The organism is Streptomyces sp. NEAU-W12 (assembly GCF_026242095.1).
Lineage (GTDB): Bacteria > Actinomycetota > Actinomycetes > Streptomycetales > Streptomycetaceae > Streptomyces.
This window is the reverse complement of record NZ_JAPJDM010000018.1, coordinates 121,385-144,890: the sequence shown is the minus strand read 5'-3', so window position 1 is coordinate 144,890 and position 23,506 is coordinate 121,385. Positions and strand designations below refer to the sequence as shown.

Sequence of the window (23,506 nt, the reverse complement as noted above, 5' to 3'; positions counted from 1 at the left end):
CCCGCCCGCCCCCCCCGCGCCCGCCCCCCCGGCGCCGGGCCCCCCCCCCAACGCGCTGTCGCGCTGCCCGGTCCTCCCTGTGACGACCCCGCGCGGAGAAAGCCCTGGGGTGGGGCCCGGCGTTCAGGGGACGCGCCCGGCGCCCGGGGAGGAACGGGTGACGGGGCCGTTCCCGGTGGCGGTCGATGGAACTGCCGTGGCTCCCCCGGAGCGCGGCCGCCGCAACCCGTTCCGGTGGTGCCCGTGTCGACGGCACGGCCGCCGGGGCGGTGCCCGGCCCGGTGCGCCGGGGGAGCCGGGACGGTGCCCGAGGCAGAAGGGCGGCGACCGGTCAGGCGGCCTCGTAGATGCGCTGGTGGTCGCGCAGGGCTGCCAGCCGGTAGGGGCCCTGGGTCTGGTGCGGGAGCTCGTACCAGCCGCCGTCGGTGGGCAGGGTCCGCTCGCGCAGTTCCCGATAGGCCTCGTAGCCGATGGCCCGTCGCTTGCCGACCGCTTCCTGGTGGGCTGCGCCCCGCAGGTGCGCCTTGTAGCCGGCGCGGACCCGGCCGGCGAAGAACTCGGCGACACTGCCCGAACCGTAGCTGAACAGGCCCAGCGTCCGGCCGGTCAGATCGTCCGGGCTGTCGAGGAGTGCGGTGAGGGCCAGGTACATCGACGCGGTGTAGCTGTTGCCCACCGTTTCGTTGTAGCCGGTCGTGGCGGCGACGGCGTGGTCGAGCGCCTCCTCGTCCGCCTGCGCGCCGCAGGTCTCCAGCAGCTGGCGGTGGGCTTTGAAGGCCAGCCGGGTGTAGGGCTGGTGATAGCAGAAGGCGCGGAACTCCTCCAGCGGCAGGCCGCCCCGGACGTGGTAGTCCCGCCAGGCGCCCTGGACCGCCTCGAGGTAGGCCGCGACCGATTCCTTGCCGTTGACCAGGGCGGTGGTGCGGTAGTTGGGACGCCAGAAGTCCATCACGTCGGAGGTGAAAAGGCCCGAAGGGCCGGTGAGTTCGAGCAGTGCGGGCTCGGCGGAGACCAGCATGGCCGCTGCCGCCGCCCCCTGAGTGGCCTCCCCGGGACTGCCGAGGTCGTAGCGGGAGATGTCGCTCGCGATGACGAGGACCTGCTGCTGCGGGTCCCGGTGCACCAGTCCGGCCGCGAACTGGAGCGCGGCGGTGGCACCGTAGCAGGCCTGCTTGACCTCGACCACGCGGACGTTCGGCGGCATCCCGAGCAGTGAGTGGACGTAGATGCCCGCTGCTTTGGACTGGTCGATGGAGCTCTCGGTGGCGAGGACGACAGTGCGGACGCGGTCGGTGCCGTGGCGCTGGACCAGGGGCGCGGCGGCAGCCGAGGCCATGGTGACGATGTCCTCGTCGGCGGTGGGCAGGCTCATCGCGCGCTGCCCGATGCCCTTGTGGTACTTGGCGATGTCGGTGCCGTTGCGGCGGGCGAGTTCGGTGTGGCTGAGGACGAGGCTGGTGGTGCGGAAGGACAGGTCGTGGATACCGATGGCGAGGTCACTGGGCATGGGTGTCTCCGTTGGCGCGCTCGAGACGGGTGTGGGCTTGCATCAGTTCGCCGGGGTTGGTCTGTGCGGCGAGCAGGGAGAGTTCGCCGCACAGGACGGTGGCGGCGGCCAGGACGGCGAGGCGGCGGGCGTTCTCGCCGGCGGGACGGTCCTCGCGGCAGCCCAGGCGGGCGAGGTTGTCCTCGACGAAACCGAGGCCCTTGCCGTTGCCCACGGTGCCGAGGACGAGGTTGGGCAGGGTGCAGGAGAAGTACAGGTCGCCCTCGCGGTCCTGGACGTAGGTGACCCCCTGCGAGCCCTCCACGATGTTCGCCGCGTCCTGGCCGGTGGCCAGGTAGAAGGCGAGGAGCATGTTCGCGTAGTGGGCGTTGGCCGAGCGGATGCCGCCGGCCAGGAGGGTGCCGACGAGGTTCTTGTTGGTGTTGAGCGCGGTGACGCGGGCCGCGGTGGTGCGCAGACGTTCGGCCACGATGTGCCGGGGGACGAGGATCTCGGCGACGACGTTCTTGCCGCGGCCGAGGATGCCGTTGATGGCGGTGGCTTTCTTGTCGGTGCAGTAGTTGGCGGATATGGAGCCGTAGCGGATGCCGGGGACGGTGGCCAGCAGATGGGCCAGGAGGGCGTCGGCGGCCAGGGTGGCCATGTTGTGGCCGGATGCGTCACCGGTGGCGAATTCGAAGCGGAGGAAGAGCAGGGGGCCGGTGATTTCGTGGCGCAGGTCCAGCAACTGGGCGTAGCGGCTGTTGCGGCGGGTGATCTCCCGCAGCTGCGGCAATTGGTCGTGGACGGCGAGGGCGGCGGTGTGGGCGCGGGCGGCGTCGTCCGCTTCGACCAGGACGGAACGTGTCATGCGTTCGTCGACCAGGGTGGTGCGGATGCCTTCGTCGACCAGCCGGGAGATCTTCGCACCGCGGCCGACGGAGGGCCACAGCGGGGATTCGTAGGTGGCCAGAGGGACCTCTGCCTCGGTGGTGGCGACATTCCCCGAGATCCGCAGCGGACCTGCCCAGCGCAGGGGAACGCCCGCTGTCATGGTGCCGGTCAGTGGCTCGGCCGTGACGGTCATGACGTGACTCCTTTCGCCGCGGCCGTCGTCAGGTCGCGGTCCAGACAGAATTCGCGCAGGGAGCCGGACAGCAGTACGTCGCATTCGGCGAGTGCCGCCGGGCTGTGTGCACCGAGCAGGGTCATCAGGGCGGTGAGCTGGTCCAGCCAGGTGGTGATGTGCTGTACCAGGGCCTCCACACCGCCGTCGAGAAGAGTGGTCAGGAAGGGACCGGAGGCGCCGACGGCCCGGGCACCCAGAGCGAGGGCGCGGGCCACATCCAGGGGATGGCGTATGCCGCCGGAGGCGAGCAGGGGCAGGCCGCAGTCGCGGGCGTCGAGCAGCGCGGCCGGAGTGCTCAGACCCCAGCCCTCCAGGTAGGCGTAGTCGGGGTGCCGGCGGCGGCTGTTCTCGATGCGGGCGAAGTCGGTGCCGCCGCTGCCGGCCACGTCGGCGATCCGGACGCCGAGGGAGGCCAGCTCCCTGACCGTCCGGCCGCTCAGCCCGAAGCCGACCTCCTTGACGATCACCGGTACCTCGACGGCGGTGACGATCCGCTCGATGCCGTGGGCCCAGTGACCGAAGGAGCGGTCGCCTTCCGGCATGACGGTTTCCTGGACGGTGTTGAGATGGATCTGCAGGGCGTCGGCCCGCAGCAGGCCGACGGCGCGTCGGGCCTGCTCGGGGGTGGCGGTGGCGTTGAGGTTGGCCAGGACGAAGCCGTCGGGGTGTTCGCGGCGGACGGGCGTGAAGGTGGGCGCGGTGGTGGGATCCTTGAGGTAGGGGCTCATGGAGCCGGTGGCGATGGGCAGTCCGGTCTCGCGGGCGGCGATGGCCAGGTCGCGGTTGATCTCGCCGGTTTTCGTACTGCCGCCGGTCATGGCGTTGATGTAGAGCGGGGCCGGCCAGTGCAGTCCGGCGAACCGGGTGTCCAGGGAGACCTTCTCGCGGTCGGTGCCGACGAGGGCGTGGTGCACGAAGTTCACCTCGTCGAACCGGCTGGCGGACTGCGGCACGCCAGGGGGTGCCGCGCGGCCTTCCGGTGAGTACTGGGCGCGGGCGAGCCGTACGTGCTCGTCCTTCCGGTGTGCGGTCATCAGGCGTGTCCTCGCAGAGATGTGGAGACGGAACTTGGCCCGGCGGCGGGCCCGGCGTCGTGCTGTCCGGCGTCCGGTGCGGCGTCGGCGGTCACCTCGAGCGGCAGCGGGGTGATGCCGGCCGCGCTCCAGCGCTGCCGCAGGAGTGTGGGGGAGCGGTGGTCCGGGAGCAGGGCTATGCCGCAGTCGCCGCCGCCCGCGCCGGAGGGTTTGGCAGCTCCGCCGCAGGACTCGGCCACCTCGCACAGCAGCCGCAGCGACGGGGTGAAGATGCCGAGGGCGGCTTCCGTGTCCAGCCGCGCCAGGAGGTGGCGGGCGCTGCGCACCGCATCGAGCAGTGCCTGCGGCTCACCTCGTTGGAGAGCGCGCGCCACGGCCGTCGCGCACCGCTCGCTGTCGGCGAGGAAACCGTCCCGGGCGGTGCCGCGCCACCACTGCTTCGCGGCAAGGCCGGCGACCAGGGCCGAGGTGGACGCCGGGCTGCCGCTCCAGCCGGCGTGCAGGACGAGACCGGGCGGCGGCGGCAGCGCCCGGACCGCGAAGTCCGGCCAGTGGGTGCGCAGGGTCCGCGCGACCCCGTTCAGGTGCAGGCTGTGCCGCAGGGCGTGCCGGTCGGGTGCCCGGTAGACGACCCAACCGCGCCAGGCCGCGGCCGCGAGGTCGGCGCCCGAGGGACCCGCGTCGACCCGGATGCTCGCCAGCAGGGCGAGCCGGAAGTGGTCCTGCGGGGACAGCCGCATGCCGTAGTGGTCCGCCACGGCCTGCGTGGCGGCGACGGTGACCGCTGCGCTCGACCCCAGCCCGATCTTGATGCCGTTGTGGTGCAGGTCGCTGCGCACCGTGAGCCGCAGGGGCGCGAGACCGAGCCCCTGCTCGGTCCGCAGCCCTTCGACGGTCTCCACGACGGAGACCAGGTGCGCCAGCACGCCGCGAACGAGGCCGGGGTCGTGGAGGGACACGGTCCGCAGTCCCTCGCCGCTCCGGCACAAGCGCACCTCGTGGTCCAGCAGATCGGAGTCGATGACGATCTCGGCGCCCTCGGCCGCGCAGGCGGTGACGGTGACGTACCGGTTCACCGCCACGACCACGGCCGGCTGCCCCGGTTGCAGGACGGCGTACTCACCGGCCACCAGGAGCTTGCCCGGCGCCCTGCGCGTGACGGCCCGGCCCGCCATCACCCGTCCTCCGTCCGGAGACTGGCACCGGGACCACTGCGGGCCACGACCACACGGGCGCCGGTGACCGCGCGCATCCGGTGGGCGACCCGCTCCGCGTCGGCGTCGGCGCACAGCACCTTGACGTTGGGCCCGGCGTCCATCGTCGCCCAGGCGCCCACGCCTTCCTCGCGCAGCGCGCGGACGTGGCCGAGCACCGCGTCCGATGCGGCGGTGCGGTAGCGGACGGCCGGCTGTGCCGCTTCCATCGCGGCGTGCATGCCGAGAGCGTTGTGCTCGGCGATCTCGCCCACGGCCGTCAGGTCGCCCCTGCGCAGTGCCTCACGCATCCGGACCAGGGCCGCACGGCTGTCCGCCAGCCACTCCTGGTACAGCGCGGAGGTGGCGACCGTGTGCCGCATGGCCTCCCGGCTGGAAACGGGCTTGGGACCCGCCTCCAGGACGACGGCGACCAGCGCAGCCTCCAGGCGGGCGTCCGTGAGCGGCTCCGCGTAGGAGCTCCGGTCGGGGTCGGGGTCGTCCGGGGCGCCGGCATGCCAGACCACGAAGCCGCCGAAGACCGACCGTGCGGCGGAGCCGGACCCCCGACGGGCCAGACGGGACAGCGCCCGGGGGTCGCAGGGCAGGCCGTAGGCGTGGGCCGCGGCCAGGGCCAGCGCGGCGAAACCACTGGCGGACGAGGCGAGCCCGGCTCCCACCGGCACGGTGTTGCGGGTGTCCACCACGGCCCGCTCCCCGCGCCCGGCCCGCTCGCGCACCAGATCCAGGAAGCGGACCGTGCGGCGCAGCACCTCGCCGCCGGCGGCGACGCCGTCCATGACGACGTGGTCGGCTTCGACGGCCGGATCGAGCCGGACAGCCGTCGTGGTGGGAAACACGTCGAGGGTCATCGACAGACTGTCCGCGAAGGGCAGCACCAGGTGCTCGTCGCGTTTGCCCCAGTACTTGACCAACGCGATGTTCGGATGCGCGACCGCCAGCGCCGACTCAGGAACCGTCATGGCCGGCCCCCTCCGTCACCGGGGCGGTCCATGTGCGCGCGTCGTGCTCGCGGCTGAGCGCCCCGGCCACCGCCTCGGCCTCCTTCGGGGTCGCGGTCAGTGCCAGGACGCAGCCTCCGAGCCCGCCGCCGCTCATCTTGGCCCCCAGCGCACCCGCGTCGAGCGCGGTGCCGGCCAGGGCGTCGGTGCGTTCCGTCGTCAGGCCGAGACCGGCGAGGAGGTCGTGGCAGGCGGTGAGCCGTCGGCCCAGCGAGGCGAGCCGTCCGTCCGTCAGGTCGCCGAGCGCGGCCCGGGTCAGTTCGGCCGAACGGTCCACGAACCGCGCACCGTGGCCGGGGTCCCGCGCGAAGGCGTCCCGCAGCATGGCGACGGCCTTCCTGGTACCGCTGCCGCTGCCGCTGTCCGCCACCACGATCTGGAACGCGGTGCCCACCGGCGGCGTGCTGTGCCGGCCCTCCGCCAGCAGCACCGGCCGTGTGCTGCCGGTGGCCAGTGCGTCGATGCCGCTGGCCAGGCCGTGCGCCGACCGTTCGGACACCTGCACCAGCTCGAAGGCGTCCCGCTCGCTCAGGCCGGTGTCGAAAAGACGGTCCAGAGCATGGACCAGCGCGCGGGCGTTCGCCGCGCTGGAGCCCAGGCCACGGGCCGGCGGGATGCGGCTGTCGAGCAGTATCTCCAGGGGGGGCGTTTCGCGGAGGCCGGCCCGCCGTGCGAAGGCGTCCAGGAGCAGTCGGAACTCCTCGGGGACCTCCTCCTCCGTCTCGTCGGCGAGTCCCTGGGGGACGGGAACGACGCGGCGCAGGCGAAGCGGTCCTGGTCGGGCCTGCTTCGAACGGCGCACGGCAGCTCGGCAACTCAAGGCCGGCAGCGGGAGGGCCAGCGCCGGGGCGCCGTAGACCACCGCGTGCTCGCCGAGCAGGATGGCCTTGCCGTGCGCCCCTCCCGTCGCGACGCGTCGCGCCTCGGTCGCGGACGCGGAGTGCGTGGACATGATCCGGGTTCCCTTCTCATCGGGAATGGGTGGTGTGGGGCCCCGTCGAGGCCGGCCCCGCTCTGCCCGCCGGTGCCCGCCGGTGCCCGCCGGTGCCCGCCGGGCAGAGAGCCCGGTCGGGCGCAGTGGCCGTAATCCGGTGCTGCGGCCGGGAGGCTCGGGCGTTCGGTGCGGTGCGTCCGGGGTGGAGCGTCGGCCGTGCAGGAGAGGTCCTCGGGGCCCCCGGCGAGGCGAAGTGCCGTGCCCGGCGCCTCGCGCCGGTGCGCCCCTCCGGTCACAGCACTAGCCGCGGCCTGCGGACACCACACCGGTGGTGACGACGTCACGCACCCGCTCGGCCGCGCGTTCGCCCGTGACAAGACTGGAGTTGGTGGCACTGAAGGCCAGGTAGTCCCCGGCGAGCTGGATGCGGCAGCGGGGGTCCAGGCCGCGGTTGAACTCGCGCAGCCGGACGTAGTCACCGGGCTTGCGCAGGATGACAGCGTTCTTCCACCGCTGGACGTACGCCATGTCCTGGTGGGCCTCGATGTGCCGGGCCAGCTCCGGCCACGCCTGCCGGTGCACCTCGTGGGTCAGCGCCACGACCTTGTCGTCGTCGGCGTCCCAGTGCCGCATCGCCCACGGGTAGCGGTAGTAACTGGTCAGCAGCGCATGATCCCGGGGAGCGCGACCGGGGGCGAAGTTGTGGTTGAAGGTCACCACGCCCAGGTCGGGGTGTTCCCGCTGAGGGAAGAGCACGCAGGTGGCTGTCTCGCTCGGCCGGCGGTCCACGCCGAAGTACACGTGGATGTCCGGCACATAGGGCACGTTCTCCAGATAGGCCAGCGTCGTGGGAGCCAGGCCGGGGCACAGGCGGGCGGCGACCGGGCCGGGCAGGGCGACCACCGCGGCGGCGGCTTCCTCCGTGTGTTCGGGCTCGCCCTCCCGCTGCCAGTGCACCCGGACCCCGCCCGCGGTCTCCTCCACCTGCGTGACCTCGGCGCGGGTCTCCACGGGCAGCCGGGCGGCGAGCGCCGTGGTGAGGGTGTCCACCCGGTCCTGGAAGTTGAACCACTCGGAATTGACCGCCGGCATCGAGAACAGGAAGTTGACCACCGACAGGTCGGGAGGCGAGTTGAAGAACATCGCGCTCATCGGGTCCACCACCCACTCGCGGAACTCCGCGTCGAGGCGGCGGTCGGCATAGGCCGCGGCGGTCTCGGTGTCCAGCGCCGCGGCCTCGCCCATGTCGCTGTCCCAGCGCAGCCGGCTCCCGTACTTCTTCAGGTCCGCCTGCAGCCGGAGCATGGCCGGCAGCGAGGACCAGGGCAGCAGGCCCGAGCGCTTGAGGTCGGCGGGCCGGTTCGCTCGCATGCGGTGAACACGCCCGCTGCGGCGGATGCCGACGACGTTGTTGGTGCGCAGGGTGGTTCCCTCGATGCCGAGGTCGCGGACCAGGGCCCGCATCTGCGTGTAGTTCTCGATCAGCAGGATCGCGGCCAGGTCCATGTGGTAGCCCCGGCGTTCCACCGTGCGCATCCGGCCGCCGGCCCGTTCCTCGGCCTCCAGGACCCGGACCGGATGCCCGGCCTGCTGAAGGCGGAAGGCGGCGGTCATGCCGGCGATGCCGGCGCCGATGACGATGATCGGTTCCTTGGTGCCCGTGGCGTTCACGGTTGTCCTTTCGTCCGAGCGGAGGCGGGGATGAGCTCACTCGACCGGTCCGGCAGGTGTGCCGGCTCCAGGCGGCCCGAAAGCTGACGGGCCGCCTGCACGGCCGAGCAGATGCTGTGGTGCGTACTGGACTGGGTGAAGAAGTCGCCCCCGGCGAGCCGGACGCGGGAGGAACTCGGCCACGCTTTGCTGAGCCGGGCCAGTTCGCGGTAGTCGCCCGGACGCCGGAAGACCACGCACTGCCCGGGGCGCAGGACGTGCGTCATCGTGGTGTGACGCTCGGTCTCGGGCACCAGCCGCAGCGCTCGCAGCGCGGCACGGGCGTGGTCGACGAGCTGTTCCTCGGGCAGGTCGCGATGCCGGTCCGACCACGAGCCGCGGAAGTGCGCCATCACCAGCCCCCGCCCTTGGGGCACCCGGCCGGGAGCGGTGTTGTGCGGAAGGATCACGCCCACCAGCGCGGGATGCTCCGCCCGTGGGACGTTGACCATCACGGCCCGCTCCGCCGTGGGCCGGTCCAGGCCGAAGGCCACGTGGACGCTGCCGGTGTACTCCACGCGCCGGAAGAACTCGGCGAACGGCTCGTCCATCTGGCCGTAGAGGTCCGGTGCCCGTGCGGCGGGCACCGCCAGCACGCAGGCGTCGGCACGCTCGGTGCGCTCGCTCGTGCCGTCGCCTGCCTGCCAGGTGACCGAGACCCCGGCCGAGTCCTCCTCGACCTGGCGCACCTCGGCGTGATGGGTCACGGACAGTTGCGCCGCGAGGGCCCGTGGCAGCAACCCCACGCCGTCGCGGAAGGTGAACAGCCCGCCGCCGCCGAGCAGGGAGTTGAGCAGCATGAACGGTGCGATGGACGAGGTGCGCTCGACGTCCTGCAGCGAAGCGAGCATGCACAGCGGGTCCAGCAGGTGGTCGACGGTGCCCGGCCGCAGCCCGCGGCGGACCGCGTAACCCGCTACGGACTCCCCGTCGTGGCGGGCTGCCGCCGACATGTCGTACCAGTCCAGCGTCCGCCGTATCCGGATGTGGTCCAGCATCAGCTTGGGCAGGTCGGACGGGAACGGCGCGAAGCGCAGCAGTCCGGCCGCCATGCGCGGCAGGGATCCCACCCGCATGTGGTGCACCCGGCGGTCGCGCATGAGGCCGACCACGTCGGAGGAAGGCAGGATGCGGTCGCCGATCCCCGCCATCTCGGCCAGTTGCAGCATCGCGTGGTATCGGCGGGACAGCAACGAGGCGCCGGTGTCGACGAAGAAGCCACCACGCCGCACCGACCCCATCCGGCCGCCCACGTTCTCCGGCCCCGCGCTTTCGAGCACGGTGACGCGGCAGCCGCGCCGCTGCAGGAGGAAGGCACTGGTGAGCCCCGCGATGCCCGCGCCGACCACGATGACGTGGGGCCGTCCGCCCGGCTCCGCGGCCGGTCGCGGGCCCACCGCGGGGACCGGGCCGCTCATGCGGGCACCTCCGGGCGCGGCTCGTCGCGGTCGTACCGGGCGTGCCGCAGATACCACTCGACGTGGTTCTGGAAGCAGAGCAGGCCGTCGGCCCAGGCCCGGATGGCCGCGGTCTCGCTGCCGTTGTACGGACCGGAGGGGCCGCTGACCCGCTCCAGGGCCTTCTTCAGCGACTGCACCCGCTGCTCGATCCGCTCCAGCGTCTCGGTCGCGGCTTCCTGCAGCGTCTTGTGCTCCAGGCGGTGCAGCAGGACCACCAGGTTGTAGGCGTCCGGCCGGTTCAGCTCCTTCGACACCGAGCACAGGTCGTTGATCCAGGAGGCGATGTCGGCCGCGCAGCCGATCATCTCGGTGTACTCGGGCGTGCCGTAGAAACGCGCCGGGAGCCGTACCGACTCCGCCTGCTCCACGAAGTCCAGCAGCGGAAGCACCGGACCGGTGTCCCGGCGCAGCGCGATGTAGGCGTCGACGTCCGGCAGGTTGCCGCGTGCCCGGTAGTCCGACTCCACCACCAGGGAGGTGAAGTAGTCGTCCAGATGCGCGAGGAACTCGTGGAACTGGACCGGCGCCATGAACTGCGCGGTACGGCTCAGCAGATCGGACAGCGCGTGTTGCAGGGAGTCCCCGGCGGCGGGCAGCGGTTCGCGGTGCCTGGCCGCGTCCACCATGCGGCGCAGTGGTGCGGCTGCCTTCTCCGCGGCACGGGCACTGGTGCCCGCGGGCCCGTCCTCGAAATGGTCGTCCAGGTTGAAGTACCACATCGTCCACTGAGTGATCAGCACGCGTATGCCGGTGTCCGCCCGCGGATAGCCGTGGCTGACCAGTTCACCTGCGCACAGGCGGCGCAGCGGGTGCCGGGCGTCGCCGGAGTCGATCAGACCGAACTGCCGGGCCCATTCCTCGCCGCCGCTCTCGACGGCCGCGATGTCGTCGGGGTCCCGTGAGGGGGCGGCGGGGAAGGGCCATCGGGGCAGGACGGTTTCGAGCACCGGATCGGAGACGGGGCTGTGCACGGTAGTTCTCCTTTCGCTCCCGCCGGCGAGGCGAACGCCGGCCGGGACTGGGCATGGGCATGGGTAGGGACAAGGGGGAGACACGGGAGGACAGGTGGGGCGGGGCCGGCAGGAGACCGCCGCGGACACGCGGGAGAGGGCCCGGCAGTCGCGGGGGAGGCTGCTTCGCAGCACCCGTCCGAGGGGTGGGCGGTATCAGTGGTCGCGGCCGGCCAGCCACTCGGCGAGTGTGCGCAGAGGCCGTGTGTCGGATGCCGGGAGACCGGTGCCGTTCAGGTGGTCCAATGCTTCGGACAGGTGCCGGCGCGCGAGGCCGGCGGACCGCCGCCGCCCGCCCGCGCGCTCGACCAGGTCGGCGGCGTGCTGGAGGGTTTCCGTCTCGTCCAGGGAGGGATCGCGGGCGTAGAGCGCGGCCAGTTCCGCACCCTCGGGGGTGCCGGAGCCCAGGGCGGCCACCACTGGCAGGCTCTTCTTGCGGGCGTGGAGGTCGGCTCCGGCCGGCTTGCCGGTCGTCTCGGGGTCTCCCCAGATGCCGAGCAGGTCGTCCACGTGCTGGAAGGCCAGGCCCAGGGACCGGCCGAAGGCGTCCAGACCTGCCGCCCGGGGCTCGTCGGCGTCGCCGGCCAGCGCACCGAGCCGGCACGCGGCACCCATCAGGGCGCCGGTCTTGCGTGCGGCCATGGTGGTGCACTCGGTGAGGGAGACCTCGACGCGCTCCTCGAAACCGATGTCCTCGAACTGTCCGCCGATGAACTGCTGCACGGCCTCGTTCAGCGCCGCGCCGGCCGGTGTGCCGCGGCCGTCCGCCTGGACGAGGGAGACCGCCAGGGCGAGCATGGCGTCGCCCGCCAGAAGTGCGCCGGCGATGCCGAAGACCCGCCATGCGGTGGGCCGGTGCCGTCGTGTGCCGTCCTGGTCGATGATGTCGTCGTGCAACAGGGAGGAGTCGTGCGCGAGCTGGACCGCCGCGGCGGAGCTGCCCCCCGTGCCGGGGCGGGCTCCGACGGCCCGTGCGGCGAGCAGAGTGAGTGCCGGGCGTACCGCCTTGCCCCAGCCGGCCGAGACGGGCCGGCCCTTCGCGTCCCACCAGCCCAGGTGGTAGCCGACGACGACGCGTGCCTGCGGGTGAAGGCCGAGAACCGCTTCGCGCAGCACCGGATCGGTCACGTCCCTGGCGTGGCGCAGCCAGGTCTCGGGCCCGGCGCCGCCGGCGGGCACCGCGGCCGTGCCCGCTTCTGTCGCGGTCTTCGTACCCCTTCCGCCTGCCGTCCTCACCGCGCCGCCCCCCTCGTGGCGGGACCAGTCGGGGCCGCCGCGGTCCGCTTGCCGTGTCGGTCCAGTACGTGACGGAACAGAGCGGCGAGGTCGTCCACGGCGACGCTGTCACCGCCCGCCTCCCCGAGCAGGTGCAACGCACGGTCGAGGTGCTGGAGTGCGGCCCGCTCGGCCTCCGCGCGCCCGCCTGCCTCCTCGACGAGGCGGGCGAGCTCGGCCAGTTCGCCCTCCCCGCGGACTTCGGTGGAATCCAGCCGTGCGGCCAGCCGGGAACTCGCCGCGGTACCGGAGCGCAACGCGGCGATCACCGGGTACGTCCGCTTGTTGCGCCGCAGGTCGCCGAAGGCGGGCTTGCCGCTGGCGGCGGGATCGCCCCAGATGCTCTCGATGTCGTCGGCCATCTGCCATGCCACTCCCAGATCCCAGGCCGCCGTGCGGAGCGTGCGCACCCCTGTCGTGGGGGCGCCCGCCAGGGAGGCGCCCACTTCGACGCAGCCGCCGAGCAGCCCACTGGTCTTGGCACAGGCCGCCAGATAGTCGTCGACGCCGACCCGGTCCACCGGAAAGCCGTCCAGCCCCAGGTCGGCCGCCTGTCCCCGGATGATCGCGCTCACCGCTTCCGTCAGGGCCTTGCCGACCGGATGCTCCGGTGTGCCCTTCAGCCCGGTGGTGATGTGCAGTGCCCGGCTCAGTAGTGCGTCGCCCGCCAGTACGGTCGGGCCGGTCCCGAAGACCACCCAGGCCGTAGGCCGGCCCCGCCGCAGTTCGTCGGCGTCCATCAGATCGTCGTGCAGCAAGGAGAAGTTGTGCACGAGTTCCGTGGCGACCGCACCGGGCACAGCGGTCTTCGTGCTCGCGCCGAACGCCCGCGCCGCGAGCACGGTCAGGGCGGCGCGCAGCATTTTGCCCGCATGGACGCCGGTGGGCCCGCCGTCGGGTTCGCACCAGCCCAGGTGGTAGGCGCTGATACGGGCCAGCCGGGGGTGGAGGTCCTCGACCGCCCTACGCAGTGCGGGAAGAGTGGCCGCGCGGCACTCGGCCAGCACCTCCTTGACGACATCCGCAGCGGTGACGCTGAGGACCTTTCCCTCACTCATGGATGCTCTCCCACTCCCACAGTCGTCGGTTCCTGACGGGTGCGGCGCCCGCCTGCGGCGGGAGCTCCGGACACGCCGCACCCGCGTCGTGCCGTCCTTGCTTCTCCGGCGCTTCCGGGATGTCGCCACAGGCAGAGGGCGATCCTTTGCGTACATGCATTTCGCCTCAGGATTCATGGCGCCCTGGAAAGCCGTACTCGCCTCCGTGCGCCCATGTGTCGCCCATGTGTTGGGATGGTGAATTCACGGATCTGGTGACACCGGTAGTCAAACACCTGCCGTGTCGGCGGCCAAGGGGCTATTGAGGGTGGTGATGTCCGACGGGTCGCGTTCTTGTGAACGTGTGATTCGCGGTGCGGTCTCCGGCTGCAGAGCGATGGAGCCCGGACCGTGATGAGGCTGAAAACTATCGGTTTTGTGTCCCGGAGTCAGGTTAACCGTATAAATGCTTTCTGATCATGGGGCAGGTTTGCCGGGCCCGCCCCACCGCTGCGACGGACCCATCGGTGCAGAGCCGTCACCGGGGTTTCTCTTCCCGCCTCCACCATTCGAACTCCAAGGAGTCGCCATGGCGCGCAGCCACCCGAATCACAAGCTGAAACGGCTCTTAGCGGAAGCCGGGCTGTCCGGCGAAGCGCTCGCCCGGTCCATCAACCTCGCCGCCGCCGAGAACCACAGAACCCTCCACTACAACCGCAAGTCCGTGGCCGGCTGGCTGGCAGGCTCCCGGCCTCCGGCCCCGGTTCCCGCACTGGTGGCCGAGACGCTCACCCGGCGTATCGGCCGGCATGTCAGCATCCCGGAGACGGGCCTTGCGCTCGTCCCCGACGAACCGGCCGACGCGCTGCGCACCACCGGTGGCAGCGGCCGGGCGGCGCTGGCCACGCTGACCGCGGCCGACACCGGGACCACCACCCGGAGAGCCTTTCGCGCGCTCCCTTTCCGGCTTGCCAACACCCCTCCGGCCTGGACCGAGGCCGAGCCGAAACCGACACAGGGCGACTGGCGGCTCGGCGCGGGCGACCTGGCCGCCCTGGCCCACAGCATCACGTACTACGCGGAGACCATCGACACCTACGGGGGCGCGCACGGGCGGACCGCGCTGGCCGCCTATCTCGCCACCGACGGCGCTGCCTTTCTTGCCGCCCGGACCGACCCGCAGACCCACGCACAGCTTCTCGGCAAGCTGTCCCGGCTGACCCATCTGCTGGCCCGCATGTGCGCGGACTGCGGTCAGAGCGGCGCGGCCCAGCAGTACTTCAACGTCGCCGCGCAGCTGGCGATCGAGGCGAGGGACCGCACCCTGTACGCCGTCACCCTCCGGGCCATGAGCGCGCAGCTGTGCCAGCTGGGCCACCGGGGCACGGCTCTCGCGGTCTCCGCCTGGTCGGCCGCGCCCGAGGACGCGCCGTCGCCCATCAAAGCCTTCCTGAAGAGCCATCTCGCCGTGGCGTACGCGACGGCCGGCCTGGGGCGCCAGTCACTCACGGCTCTCTGCGACGCCATGGAGCTGCACGGGGGGCGGGACGAACATCCCACCACTCCCTTCAGCGGCTACCCCGTGGCGGCGCTGCACTACCAGCGCGGTCACGTCTACCAGAGCCTCGGGGACTACGACAAAGCGGCCAACGCGCTCGCCGCCTCACTGCGGCACCGGCCCGGCCGCGCGCATCGCGCTCGCGCACTGACGCTCGCCCAGCTCGGCGAGGTCCTCCTGCTGGACGGCCGGGTGGACAGGGTGTGCGGGGTCACGGACCGCCTGCTCGACGACTACGGCCGCATCCGCTGCCCCCGCACCGCCGGCAGGCTGCGCGGCCTGCGTACCAGGCTGCTGCCTCACGCGAGGAGGCCATCGGTGCGTTCGGCCATCGACCGCCTGGACGGCTACGCCGCCTACCAGAATCCTCCGGCGAGCCTTGCGCTGTGACCTCGCGTCCCCGGTGCCGAACCGGAGCCGGCACCTCCGTGACCCCGGCCTGCCCACCGCGTGACACACAAGTGCACAAGCGTGAGTCGCGCACGGCAAGCACTTGTCCGGCAGCCCTACCGGACGCAGCCGCACCGAAGTGGAATGGAGGTGAGAACGGCAGGCCCGCGCCCCCGAACTCCGCGGGGAAGGCCGCCCCGTCGAGTCACTGAGAGGGATGCAGGCAATGCAGACGAATCCGATCGAGGTGCCCACCGCAAGCGGACTGCCGCTCCTCGGCTCCATGCTGGACCTGCGGCGCGACCCGCTGGGGACCTACGAACGAGCCCGGAAGGAGAACGGCGACCTGGTACGGGTGGTGGCCGGGCTCCCGGGGCTGCGCACGAAGATCTACTTCGTGTTCTCCGCCGACGGAGCCCAGCAGGTCCTCGCCTCCCAGTCCGCCAACTTCCGCAAGGACGACGCGTTCTCACTGGAAATGAGGGAGACCTTCGGCAACGGTCTGCTGAGCAGCCTGGACGACGACCATCTGCGGCAGCGCCGCCTGCTTTCCCCGCTCTTCACCAAGAAGAAGGTGGCGGACTACGCCCGCGCCGTGTGCGACGAGGCCGACGCCCTGTGCGGCCAGTGGGAGGCAGACGGAGGCGCAGGGGCCGACCTCAACGAGGACATGAGTCGGCTGACCGTACGGATGATCACCCGCATTCTGTTCGGTTCGGACGCCGAGGAAGCGGCTGAAGTGGTGCGGCGCTGCATGCCCGCACTCAGCACGTACACCCTGAGGCGGGGCCTGATGCCGGTGAAACTGCCCCGGTCCCTCCCCACCCCCGCCAACCGCCGGGCGCGGGCGGCGCAGGCGGAACTGCACGCACTGTGCGACCGGCTCATCGAGCAGCGCCGCACGAGCCGCGGCCCCGTCGGAAAGCAGGGGGCGGACGATCTGCTGACCCTGCTCATCAACGCCCGCAGTGACGAGGACACCCCACTCACCGATCGCGAACTGCGCGACCAGGTGCTGGTATTCCTGCTGGCCGGCTCGGACACGACGGCGACATCGCTGACCTTCGCCATGTACCTCCTGGCGCAGCACCGGGACGTCCAGGACGCCACGCGGGCCGAGGTGCGGTCCGTGCTCGGCGGACGTCGGCCCACCCCCGCCGACCTGGACGCGCTGCCCGGTCTTGAGCGGGTACTGAAGGAGGCCATGCGCCTCTATCCGGCCGCGCCGGTCCTCATCCGCAGGGCGGTGCGGTCGACCGTCGTCGAGGGGCACGCCATACCGGCGGGCGCCCATGTCTACGTGTCCCCCTGGGTGACGCACCGCCATCCCTCCTACTGGTCGAGCCCCGAGCGCTTCGACCCCGAGCGCTTCCGGCCCGAGCGGGAGAGCGGCCGGCCGCGGTACGCGTGGTTCCCGCTCGGCGGCGGCCCGCGCTCCTGCATCGGCAACCACTTCGCGATGCTGCAGATGAAGCTCACCGTGGCGGTGCTCCTGCAGCGCTACCACTTCACCGGGGTGGCCGAGGAAGTGCCGCTGGAGACGGGCGTCACCATCCGGGCGGCGCAGAGTGTCGACTGCCGACTGGCTCCGGTCGACCGGTCTTCGGCGGACGTGCTGCCCGCCCCCCGGTGACGCCGCGGCTCCTGACACCCGAGGGCGAGGGCGAGGCCGTGCAGGATGCGACGCCGCCGCAGGCACGATGGCGGAGGCGGCCGGGAATCCGTCCGCGGCCCCCTCGCGCAGTGTCGCGGACGTCCGCGCCCCCGGCCGCCTGCGGATGAACGGCGGCGCGTGAGCCCTCCGGAGGCGAGGCGGAGGGCAGGGCGACTCGGGAAGCCGTGCAGGGCTGCCGACTCCGGCCCGCTGCACGCGGCTCCGGTACGTGGAGGTTTCCGGAAGGGCGCACAGGCGGGCACGGGCCCACCCGGCGGACGCGGACACGCACGCGGTCACCAGTGCGGCGTCCGCGCCGCCGCCCAAGCCCCCACCAAGCTGGACATGACAGCCAGCCGTCCGCACACCGCTCGCCCGGACGGACCGCTGGATGCACGGCCCCACCGGTCCGGCGCGCAGCCGACCGATACCGCCACCCACTGCTCCGTCCGGCGAGCAGGCGAAGCGGGCGCGAACCGGTCCCCGAACAAGGGTATACGGGCACTGCCGCATATGTGTTCTTCACGTGGTGACAAAGTCATCGTTTTGGCTGCGACAGCACTGTCCTGCTCTTTTTCCTGCCGACGCCACAGGAGGGGGCCCGTTCGCGGGCGGCGGCGCGTGACCGTTCGCGGGCATTCGCGATGCGTGGGTGAGCCCTTGTGCCGTACTTGGGGTTGACTTAGTCTTTCGTTTGCCCTTTCGGAGTGGACCCGCCGACCGATGCTGCGCGGGAATTGAACAACATGCGGAGAAGCGGTGAAAGCTCACTCCGCGACTTGTGTGGATTAAACGGTCTGGCACCGGTCTCCGAAATTTCGTGCCGTCGATCCTGTGTCAGGAGAAGGAAATGAGTGATTCCATCACCACCGTGCTCTCTATGACCCGCCTTTGCAGTTCACGAACCGAACGGCGGCCGAACGGCTCACTGCCGGCTCCGAGGGCGGCACGCTGTGTCACCGGGAACTCCCGGCGCCGGACGCCATGCCACTGCAGCTCGCTCCCGGTGGCTGCGCATCGGCAGTGCGAGCCGGTGCGTGGCCCGTACGCGAGGCACCGTGACGCGCTTCCCGCCCCGCTCGCCACCGACGACCCCTTCACCTGGCTGCCATGGCTCCCCCAGGAGGAAAGGGAAAAGGAGGAGGAACAGGGATCGCCCCGTCCCCAGCCCCCTCAGGACGCCCCCGCCTGACAGAGCCTCGAAGGGACGGCCTTGCCCGGATGACGTTTCTGCTCGTCATCGCCCCGGTCGCCCGGTGGTTCAGCCATCGGTGGCCGTCCCGCTCCGGCGGCCCGGACGACGAACCGGGCGCCACTCGAGGGCCGATACGGCTCAGGCACCACGAGTCCGTGCCCTGTCCCGAAGGCACGGACGGCCTCCCGGCCGGGAACCACCCGCCACTCAGGCGGTGAGCGGGTCGTCTACCCCTCATGCCCTCATGGCAGTACCCCTCATAGCAGGGTCGGCCGCCTTGGTACACCGCCCTGGGCTCGTACACCTGCGGGTGGAGGAGCTGTACCGAGCGAGCTCCGCCGGCCGCCATCGCGTACACCGCCGTGGGTGAACTGCGCGATGTCCCGGCCGCCCGTTTCCGATGATGGATCCCCACCTCACGGGCAGCGCCCCTCGCGGCCCCGGCGGTGCTGGGACGGCAGTCACCGAGGAGAACGGCCCGCAGGTCCTGGTGGCGAAACTGACCTACCCAAGAGGGGGCCGGGCGACCGTGGTGCAGCCCGGCGAACACAGGTGATGCCGTTCCCTGCGGCTTCCTGCCGAGGTGGCCCCACCCCGGTGGCCTGTGCCATGCCGTTGGCCTTGTCAGGCTCACTCTCCGTCCGGGCGATCGCCCCACCGCAGCGGAGGAACCGTCTGGATCTGAGCCTGGACACGGCTTCGCCTGAGGCGCCGCCCCACGCAAGCGGATCACCCGCCCGGGTCAGCAGTGATGGCGGCGAGAACATGGCCGGGTGAGGGTGAAGGAGTGCTCGATGTTCCTGTCAGCTCACAGCCCTTCGAAGGAGCGCTCTCGTGTCCGAACGCAATACCTGGATCCGCAGTCTGCACGATTTGGGCCTGGCAGCCTGGTTCGGCGGCTCACTCATGGGTGCGGTTGGTCTGAACGGTGCGGCAAAGGAGGAAGGCGGCACGGACCAGGCCAAGGCGCTGATCGCTTCGTCGGGCTGGGCGAAGTGGACGCCGGTCAACGCCGCCGCCATCGGTGCGCACCTGTTCGGCGGCGGCGGGTTGCTCGCGGTGAACACCCACCGGATCGCCGCGCAGAAGGGTGTGGCCGCCTCCACTACGGCCAAGACCCTCGTCACCGCCGGGGCCCTGGCCGCCACTGCTTACGCCCGCATCCTGGGCAAGAAGGTCGAGCTGGCCTCCTCGTCCGACCCGCAGGACGTCGACAAGGCGGAGCAGCATCCCATCGACATCGACAAGGCCCGGCGGCAGCTGGGCTACGCGCAGTGGGCGGTACCGGCCCTGACCGGATGTCTGGTGATCCTCAACGCCCTGCACGGTGAGCAGCAACGTCCCGAGGAACAACTGCCCGGCATGTGGGAGCGGGCCCGCTCCGCCACCCCTTTCATCCCGTGAAGACCGTGAAACGCCGGCAGGCCCTCTCCCTCGGGTGAGGAGGCCGCACGTACGGAGTGGGTGAAGGGAACGCGCGCCCCGTCGGTGACGGTGGTGGTCTCCGTGCCGTCAGGGCCCGTCCGGCGGCACACCTGCGGCAGCCTGTTCACCGCCGAGGCGCGCCAGAACCCGCTTCGGTGAGGGGGCGTTCCGGGACCTGCGGCATCATGCGGACCTTCCCCTCGAGCACGGCGAATACGGCAAGGCCGCCCCCCCACGGCGCGGGACTCGCTGCTGGGCAGCGCCCGAAGCGTGGGGGAGCAGTCCTGCCCGTTCAGGGTGAAGGGGACCTGGGGCAGGAACACCCCGGTTGTTGCCCGGAGCCGGGAGGCCCCTCACGTCCGGTCGCCGGCACAGGCGAGGGGTGGGGTCGGCGGCGTACATATTTACGTGGCTCCGGCAAGATCTCCGTACCCGGAGATCATCTCGGCCCGGTGGCCGGACCCTCCGCCGCCGGCGCGGGATGCGATCGAGGGCCTGGTCACACCGACGGCCTCCAGTGGGCGGAGGACATCGGCGACGTTCTCGTGGTCCTCGGTGAGGAGCCGCACGACGAGGTCGATGACCGCGCGGGCGAGAGCCTCCGCCGTGTCCGGCCCCGCCTGCGCACAGTTCCGCAGGAAGGTCACGAAGCCGCCCCAGGGCTTCCAGGGTGAAGGCGCCCTCGCACGGCTCGTGCGCGTCCGGGCTCGGCAGCACGGTGATCGGGACGGCGATCCGCTCGGCTCCGACGTCGTCGGCCCGCACGGTCCGGAGGCAGTCGAAGGCGCTGGGGGCCGCGTCCGGGGCCGTCGGAGCGAGCAGCGCGGTGATGTCGGACATGACGGCTCCTTGCGTACGAGCCGTTCGCTGAGCGCGGCGGCCTCACGAGCGATGCTCGGGGCGCGGGCCTGTGGACAGGGACCGTGCACCGACGGTGAGCAGCCGTCCGCCGCGCCCCCGTTGAGCTCCGGCCGGAGTGACAAGCCCCTGACGTGGAACCCGTACCGTCGCGGACGTCCGCGACAACAGGACGACCTACGTCCGTGGCACACGACGACAGAGAGGAAGGGACCGGCGCATGGAACGGGCTGCCCTGTTCGACGTCGACGGAACCCTCGTCGACACCAACCACCTCCATGTGACCACCTGGTGGGAGGCGTTCCGGCAGGCGGGCCATCAGGTGCCGATGCACGCGATCCACCGGGCCGTCGGGCTCGGCTCCGACGACCTCGTCGCCCACCTGCTCGGGGACGACCGGGACAAGGACCTGGACGAGGAGCTGAGCGCCGCCCACAAGGCCCTCTACGGGCAGTACTTCGACCGGCTGCCCGCGCTGCGGGATGCCGGCCGGCTGCTGCGCCGCCTCGACCAGGACGGCTGGACTGTGGTGCTCGCCACCTCCGCCGGGGGCGCGGAGCTGTCCGCGCTGCGCCGGGCGATCGACGCGGACGACGCGATCAAGGCCACAGCCAGCGCCGACGACGTGGAGCAGGGCAAACCGGCCGCCGAACCCGTCGAACACGCCCTGGAGCTGGCAGGGGTGCCCGCCGAGCGCGCGGTGTTCGTCGGTGACACCGTGTGGGACATGAAGGCGGGCAGCAGGGCCGGGGTGCACTGCGTCGGCGTGCTGTGCGGCGGTATCCCGCGCGCCGACCTGGAGGAGGCGGGCGCGCGAGCGGTCTACGACGGCCCCGCCCAACTGCTCGCGTCCCTGGCCGACAGCCCGCTGGCGTGAGGAAAGATCACCGCGGGATGCCCGCAGGCGCATGACTCGTGTGACGATGCGGCACGGCGGGAGGCGGGCGCCGTCCTCGGGGCCTGGCGGGCGGTCCCGCCGGCGTGGCATCGGCGCCTGGTCTCTCGGAAGCGGACACTCACCGGGCGCCGCCTCCCGGGACGGTCTTCGGCTGTGCCCACCGCCAAGCAGCTCATCCTGCGTCTGGCACGCGAGAACAGCATCTGGGACGACCGCCGCACACCGGGCGGGCTCACCCGCCTCGGCCACTCGATCGCCCCCTCCACCGCAGGGGAGATCCCACAGCCCCCAGGAGGTGCCTGCGCCTTCCCCTCCTCGCTCCGGCCCTACCCGGCGCCGGTTCCTCGCCACCCAGGTCCACGGCCTCCGCCGCGTCGCCCGCCCGCCGTGACGTACACGGAGCACACAGGTGGAGGTGCCCAGTCGTCGCGCCCACCGCAGGGCCCAGACCGACCTGCGTGCGGGATCGCAGCCCCACGCCGTGGACGAGTGGGCCGGCCGGCGCATCACCGGGATGTCGGAACGCCGTTGCGTCCCGGGGCGGCGCGCCCCGTGGAGCGGACGAGGATCAGGACGTGCTGCACACAGACCCGTTGGGTTCGACGGTCCGCCGGGCAAGACCGAGGCATGCGCTCCGTTGTTCGGGGTAGTCGCTCGATCGTCGGCCGATGAGACGGGCAGAGGCAAGGCCGATCGACTGGGAGGGCACATCATGGTGACGGCGACCGCACAGACCACCGAGCACACCACCACGGCGATGCCGGAGATTGCGGACCCGTCGAGGGTGGCGCCCAAGGACGCGCGGGAGTTGTCGAGGCTGTTCTTCGAGCAGCTGACGACGCTCGAAGAGGGGACGCCCGAGTACCAGTACGCGCGCAATACGCTGATCGAGATGAACATCTCCCTGGTCCGCTTCGCGGCCGGCCGCTTCCGCAGCCGAGGGCCGCAGGAGATGGAGGACATCGTCCAGGTCGGCGTGATCGGCCTGATCAAGGCCATCGACCGGTTCGAACTGACCCGTGAGGTCGAGTTCACCTCCTTCGCCGTGCCGTACATCGTCGGCGAGATCAAGCGGTTCTTCCGTGACACCTCGTGGGCCGTGCACGTGCCCCGGCGGCTTCAGGAGGCCCGTGTCCAGCTGGCCCGGGCCACCGAGGAGCTGTGCAGCCGTCTGGGCCGTAACCCCACCACCAGGGAGCTGTCCGAGCTGATGAGCCTTCCGGAGGACGAGGTCGTCGAGGCCCGGCTGGCGGCCAACGGCTACACCTCCGCCTCCCTGGACGCGACCATCAGCGGCAGCGAGGACGGCGAGTCGGCGCTGGCGGACTTCATCGGTACGGACGACGCCGCTCTGGCGCTCGTGGACGACTTCCACGCCCTGGCTCCGATGATCGCCGAGCTGGACGAACGCGACCGGCAGATCATCCACTGGCGGTTCGTCGAGGAACTCACCCAGAAGGACATCGGCGAGCGCCTCGGCATCTCCCAGATGCATGTGTCCCGGCTGATCTCGCGTCTGCTGGCCCGCCTGCGGGAAGGCATGCTCAGCAGCCACTGAACCGTCCGGCCGGTTCTGCGACGATTGGGCTGACGGCGGCCGAGTGCACGCGGGAACTATCATCGGGTTGCCAGGTCTTCTGGCCATGAGGGACGGGTCGATGTTCCGTGCTCCACGGGGGAGTCACGCGACGGTTGTGCGGGATGGTGAGTTCGAACTGAATGATTCACGATTCTGGCAGGCACCTGCTGGCAACGGTCCGAGGACGCTTTCCGTAACGTTCGAGCGGCAGATGTTCCACGCCGCCGAGGCGCGTGACTCCGCGCTCCGGTTCCTCGCCGGTTCGCAGAATGGCAGGGAACCGGCGCTGTCCGTGCGCGTGGTGGAGGCGACGCAGCTGGTGGTGAGCGAGCTGGTCACCAACGCGATCAAGTACGGTTCCGGGCCAGTGGAGTTGTCGTTGGTTCTTGCTGAGGACACGTTGTCCGTCACTGTTCGGGACGGTGAAACGACGCTGCCGAGGCGCCAGCCTGCCGACCCGCGCCGGGTCGGCCAGCACGGTCTGGAGATTGTCGCGGCGCTGAGCCGGGACCTCGATGTCCAGCGAGAACCGACCGGCAAGCGTATTACCGCGCGTATCCCACTGGACGATTCGGTCCGCGCGGGGTGTCAGATGGTCCAGCCCGGTGAGCGGCCGATGCCACGGTAGGCGGTGCGGTGCGGGGGCCGGTACGCGCCGT

At 71.6% G+C, this 23,506-nt stretch carries 18 protein-coding genes; 6 read left to right on the top strand and 12 right to left on the bottom strand.

Going from position 1 to position 23,506, the window contains the following annotated elements; all coding sequences use genetic code 11:
• Nucleotides 1-331 precede the first annotated feature (331 nt).
• From ORI94_RS22880 to ORI94_RS22830, 11 genes are all read right to left on the bottom strand, one after another.
• On the bottom strand, nucleotides 332-1,507 hold the full coding sequence (locus tag ORI94_RS22880; protein WP_266078654.1) for a hydroxymethylglutaryl-CoA synthase: 1,176 nt from the start codon (nucleotides 1,505-1,507) through the stop codon (nucleotides 332-334).
• On the bottom strand, nucleotides 1,497-2,573 hold the full coding sequence (locus ORI94_RS22875) for a hydroxymethylglutaryl-CoA reductase (RefSeq protein ID WP_266078652.1): 1,077 nt from the start codon (nucleotides 2,571-2,573) through the stop codon (nucleotides 1,497-1,499). Before ORI94_RS22875 ends, ORI94_RS22880 begins: the two co-directional genes overlap by 11 nt.
• Nucleotides 2,570-3,649: a type 2 isopentenyl-diphosphate Delta-isomerase gene (gene fni, locus ORI94_RS22870; protein ID WP_266078650.1), complete on the bottom strand. Its 1,080-nt coding sequence runs from the start codon at nucleotides 3,647-3,649 to the stop codon at nucleotides 2,570-2,572. The genes ORI94_RS22875 and fni overlap by 4 nt, the downstream gene beginning before the upstream one ends.
• Nucleotides 3,649-4,824, bottom strand: coding sequence for a phosphomevalonate kinase (locus ORI94_RS22865; RefSeq protein WP_266078648.1), 1,176 nt, complete (start codon nucleotides 4,822-4,824; stop codon nucleotides 3,649-3,651). The genes fni and ORI94_RS22865 overlap by 1 nt, the downstream gene beginning before the upstream one ends.
• Nucleotides 4,824-5,825 (bottom strand): diphosphomevalonate decarboxylase, encoded by a 1,002-nt coding sequence (mvaD, locus tag ORI94_RS22860; RefSeq protein WP_266078646.1) that lies wholly within the window; start codon nucleotides 5,823-5,825, stop codon nucleotides 4,824-4,826. The genes ORI94_RS22865 and mvaD overlap by 1 nt, the downstream gene beginning before the upstream one ends.
• On the bottom strand, nucleotides 5,812-6,816 hold the full coding sequence (mvk, locus tag ORI94_RS22855; protein WP_266078645.1) for a mevalonate kinase: 1,005 nt from the start codon (nucleotides 6,814-6,816) through the stop codon (nucleotides 5,812-5,814). The genes mvaD and mvk overlap by 14 nt, the downstream gene beginning before the upstream one ends.
• Nucleotides 6,817-7,098: 282 nt before the next feature.
• Nucleotides 7,099-8,469, bottom strand: coding sequence for a protoporphyrinogen/coproporphyrinogen oxidase (locus ORI94_RS22850; protein ID WP_266078643.1), 1,371 nt, complete (start codon nucleotides 8,467-8,469; stop codon nucleotides 7,099-7,101).
• On the bottom strand, nucleotides 8,466-9,926 hold the full coding sequence (locus tag ORI94_RS22845; protein ID WP_266078641.1) for a protoporphyrinogen/coproporphyrinogen oxidase: 1,461 nt from the start codon (nucleotides 9,924-9,926) through the stop codon (nucleotides 8,466-8,468). The genes ORI94_RS22850 and ORI94_RS22845 overlap by 4 nt, the downstream gene beginning before the upstream one ends.
• Nucleotides 9,923-10,939 carry a terpene synthase family protein gene (locus ORI94_RS22840; RefSeq protein ID WP_266078639.1) on the bottom strand — a complete coding sequence of 339 codons (1,017 nt, stop codon included), beginning with the start codon at nucleotides 10,937-10,939 and terminating at the stop codon, nucleotides 9,923-9,925. The genes ORI94_RS22845 and ORI94_RS22840 overlap by 4 nt, the downstream gene beginning before the upstream one ends.
• A 195-nt stretch (nucleotides 10,940-11,134) precedes the next feature.
• Nucleotides 11,135-12,214, bottom strand: coding sequence for a polyprenyl synthetase family protein (locus tag ORI94_RS22835; protein ID WP_266078636.1), 1,080 nt, complete (start codon nucleotides 12,212-12,214; stop codon nucleotides 11,135-11,137).
• Nucleotides 12,211-13,311 (bottom strand): polyprenyl synthetase family protein, encoded by a 1,101-nt coding sequence (locus ORI94_RS22830; RefSeq protein WP_266078634.1) that lies wholly within the window; start codon nucleotides 13,309-13,311, stop codon nucleotides 12,211-12,213. The genes ORI94_RS22835 and ORI94_RS22830 overlap by 4 nt, the downstream gene beginning before the upstream one ends.
• Nucleotides 13,312-13,879: 568 nt before the next feature.
• Here ORI94_RS22830 and ORI94_RS22825 point away from each other — a divergent pair.
• The 3 genes from ORI94_RS22825 to ORI94_RS22815 all read left to right on the top strand — a co-directional run bounded on the left by ORI94_RS22825 (nucleotide 13,880) and on the right by ORI94_RS22815 (nucleotide 19,491).
• Nucleotides 13,880-15,238 carry a tetratricopeptide repeat protein gene (locus tag ORI94_RS22825; protein WP_266078632.1) on the top strand — a complete coding sequence of 453 codons (1,359 nt, stop codon included), beginning with the start codon at nucleotides 13,880-13,882 and terminating at the stop codon, nucleotides 15,236-15,238.
• A 226-nt stretch (nucleotides 15,239-15,464) separates the two neighbouring features.
• A complete protein-coding gene (locus ORI94_RS22820; protein WP_266078630.1) occupies nucleotides 15,465-16,871 on the top strand; it encodes a cytochrome P450 in 1,407 nt (468 codons plus the stop codon).
• A gap of 2,050 nt (nucleotides 16,872-18,921) precedes the next feature.
• Nucleotides 18,922-19,491 carry a hypothetical protein gene (locus tag ORI94_RS22815; RefSeq protein WP_266078628.1) on the top strand — a complete coding sequence of 190 codons (570 nt, stop codon included), beginning with the start codon at nucleotides 18,922-18,924 and terminating at the stop codon, nucleotides 19,489-19,491.
• Nucleotides 19,492-19,916: 425 nt separating this feature from the next.
• On the opposite strand, the gene ORI94_RS22810 is transcribed toward ORI94_RS22815, so the two are convergent.
• Entirely contained in the window at nucleotides 19,917-20,159 is a 243-nt protein-coding gene (locus tag ORI94_RS22810; protein ID WP_266078626.1) for a hypothetical protein, read from the bottom strand.
• 431 nt (nucleotides 20,160-20,590) lie between these two features.
• Between ORI94_RS22810 and ORI94_RS22805 the strand changes: the two genes are divergently transcribed.
• From ORI94_RS22805 to ORI94_RS22795, 3 genes are all read left to right on the top strand, one after another.
• A complete protein-coding gene (locus ORI94_RS22805) occupies nucleotides 20,591-21,247 on the top strand; it encodes an HAD family hydrolase (RefSeq protein WP_266078624.1) in 657 nt (218 codons plus the stop codon).
• A 733-nt stretch (nucleotides 21,248-21,980) separates the two neighbouring features.
• Nucleotides 21,981-22,826 (top strand): RNA polymerase sigma factor SigF, encoded by an 846-nt coding sequence (locus ORI94_RS22800; protein ID WP_266078622.1) that lies wholly within the window; start codon nucleotides 21,981-21,983, stop codon nucleotides 22,824-22,826.
• A 136-nt stretch (nucleotides 22,827-22,962) separates the two neighbouring features.
• Complete coding sequence (locus ORI94_RS22795) at nucleotides 22,963-23,475, top strand: ATP-binding protein (protein WP_266078620.1); 513 nt, start codon at nucleotides 22,963-22,965, stop codon at nucleotides 23,473-23,475.
• Nucleotides 23,476-23,506: the final 31 nt, after the last annotated feature.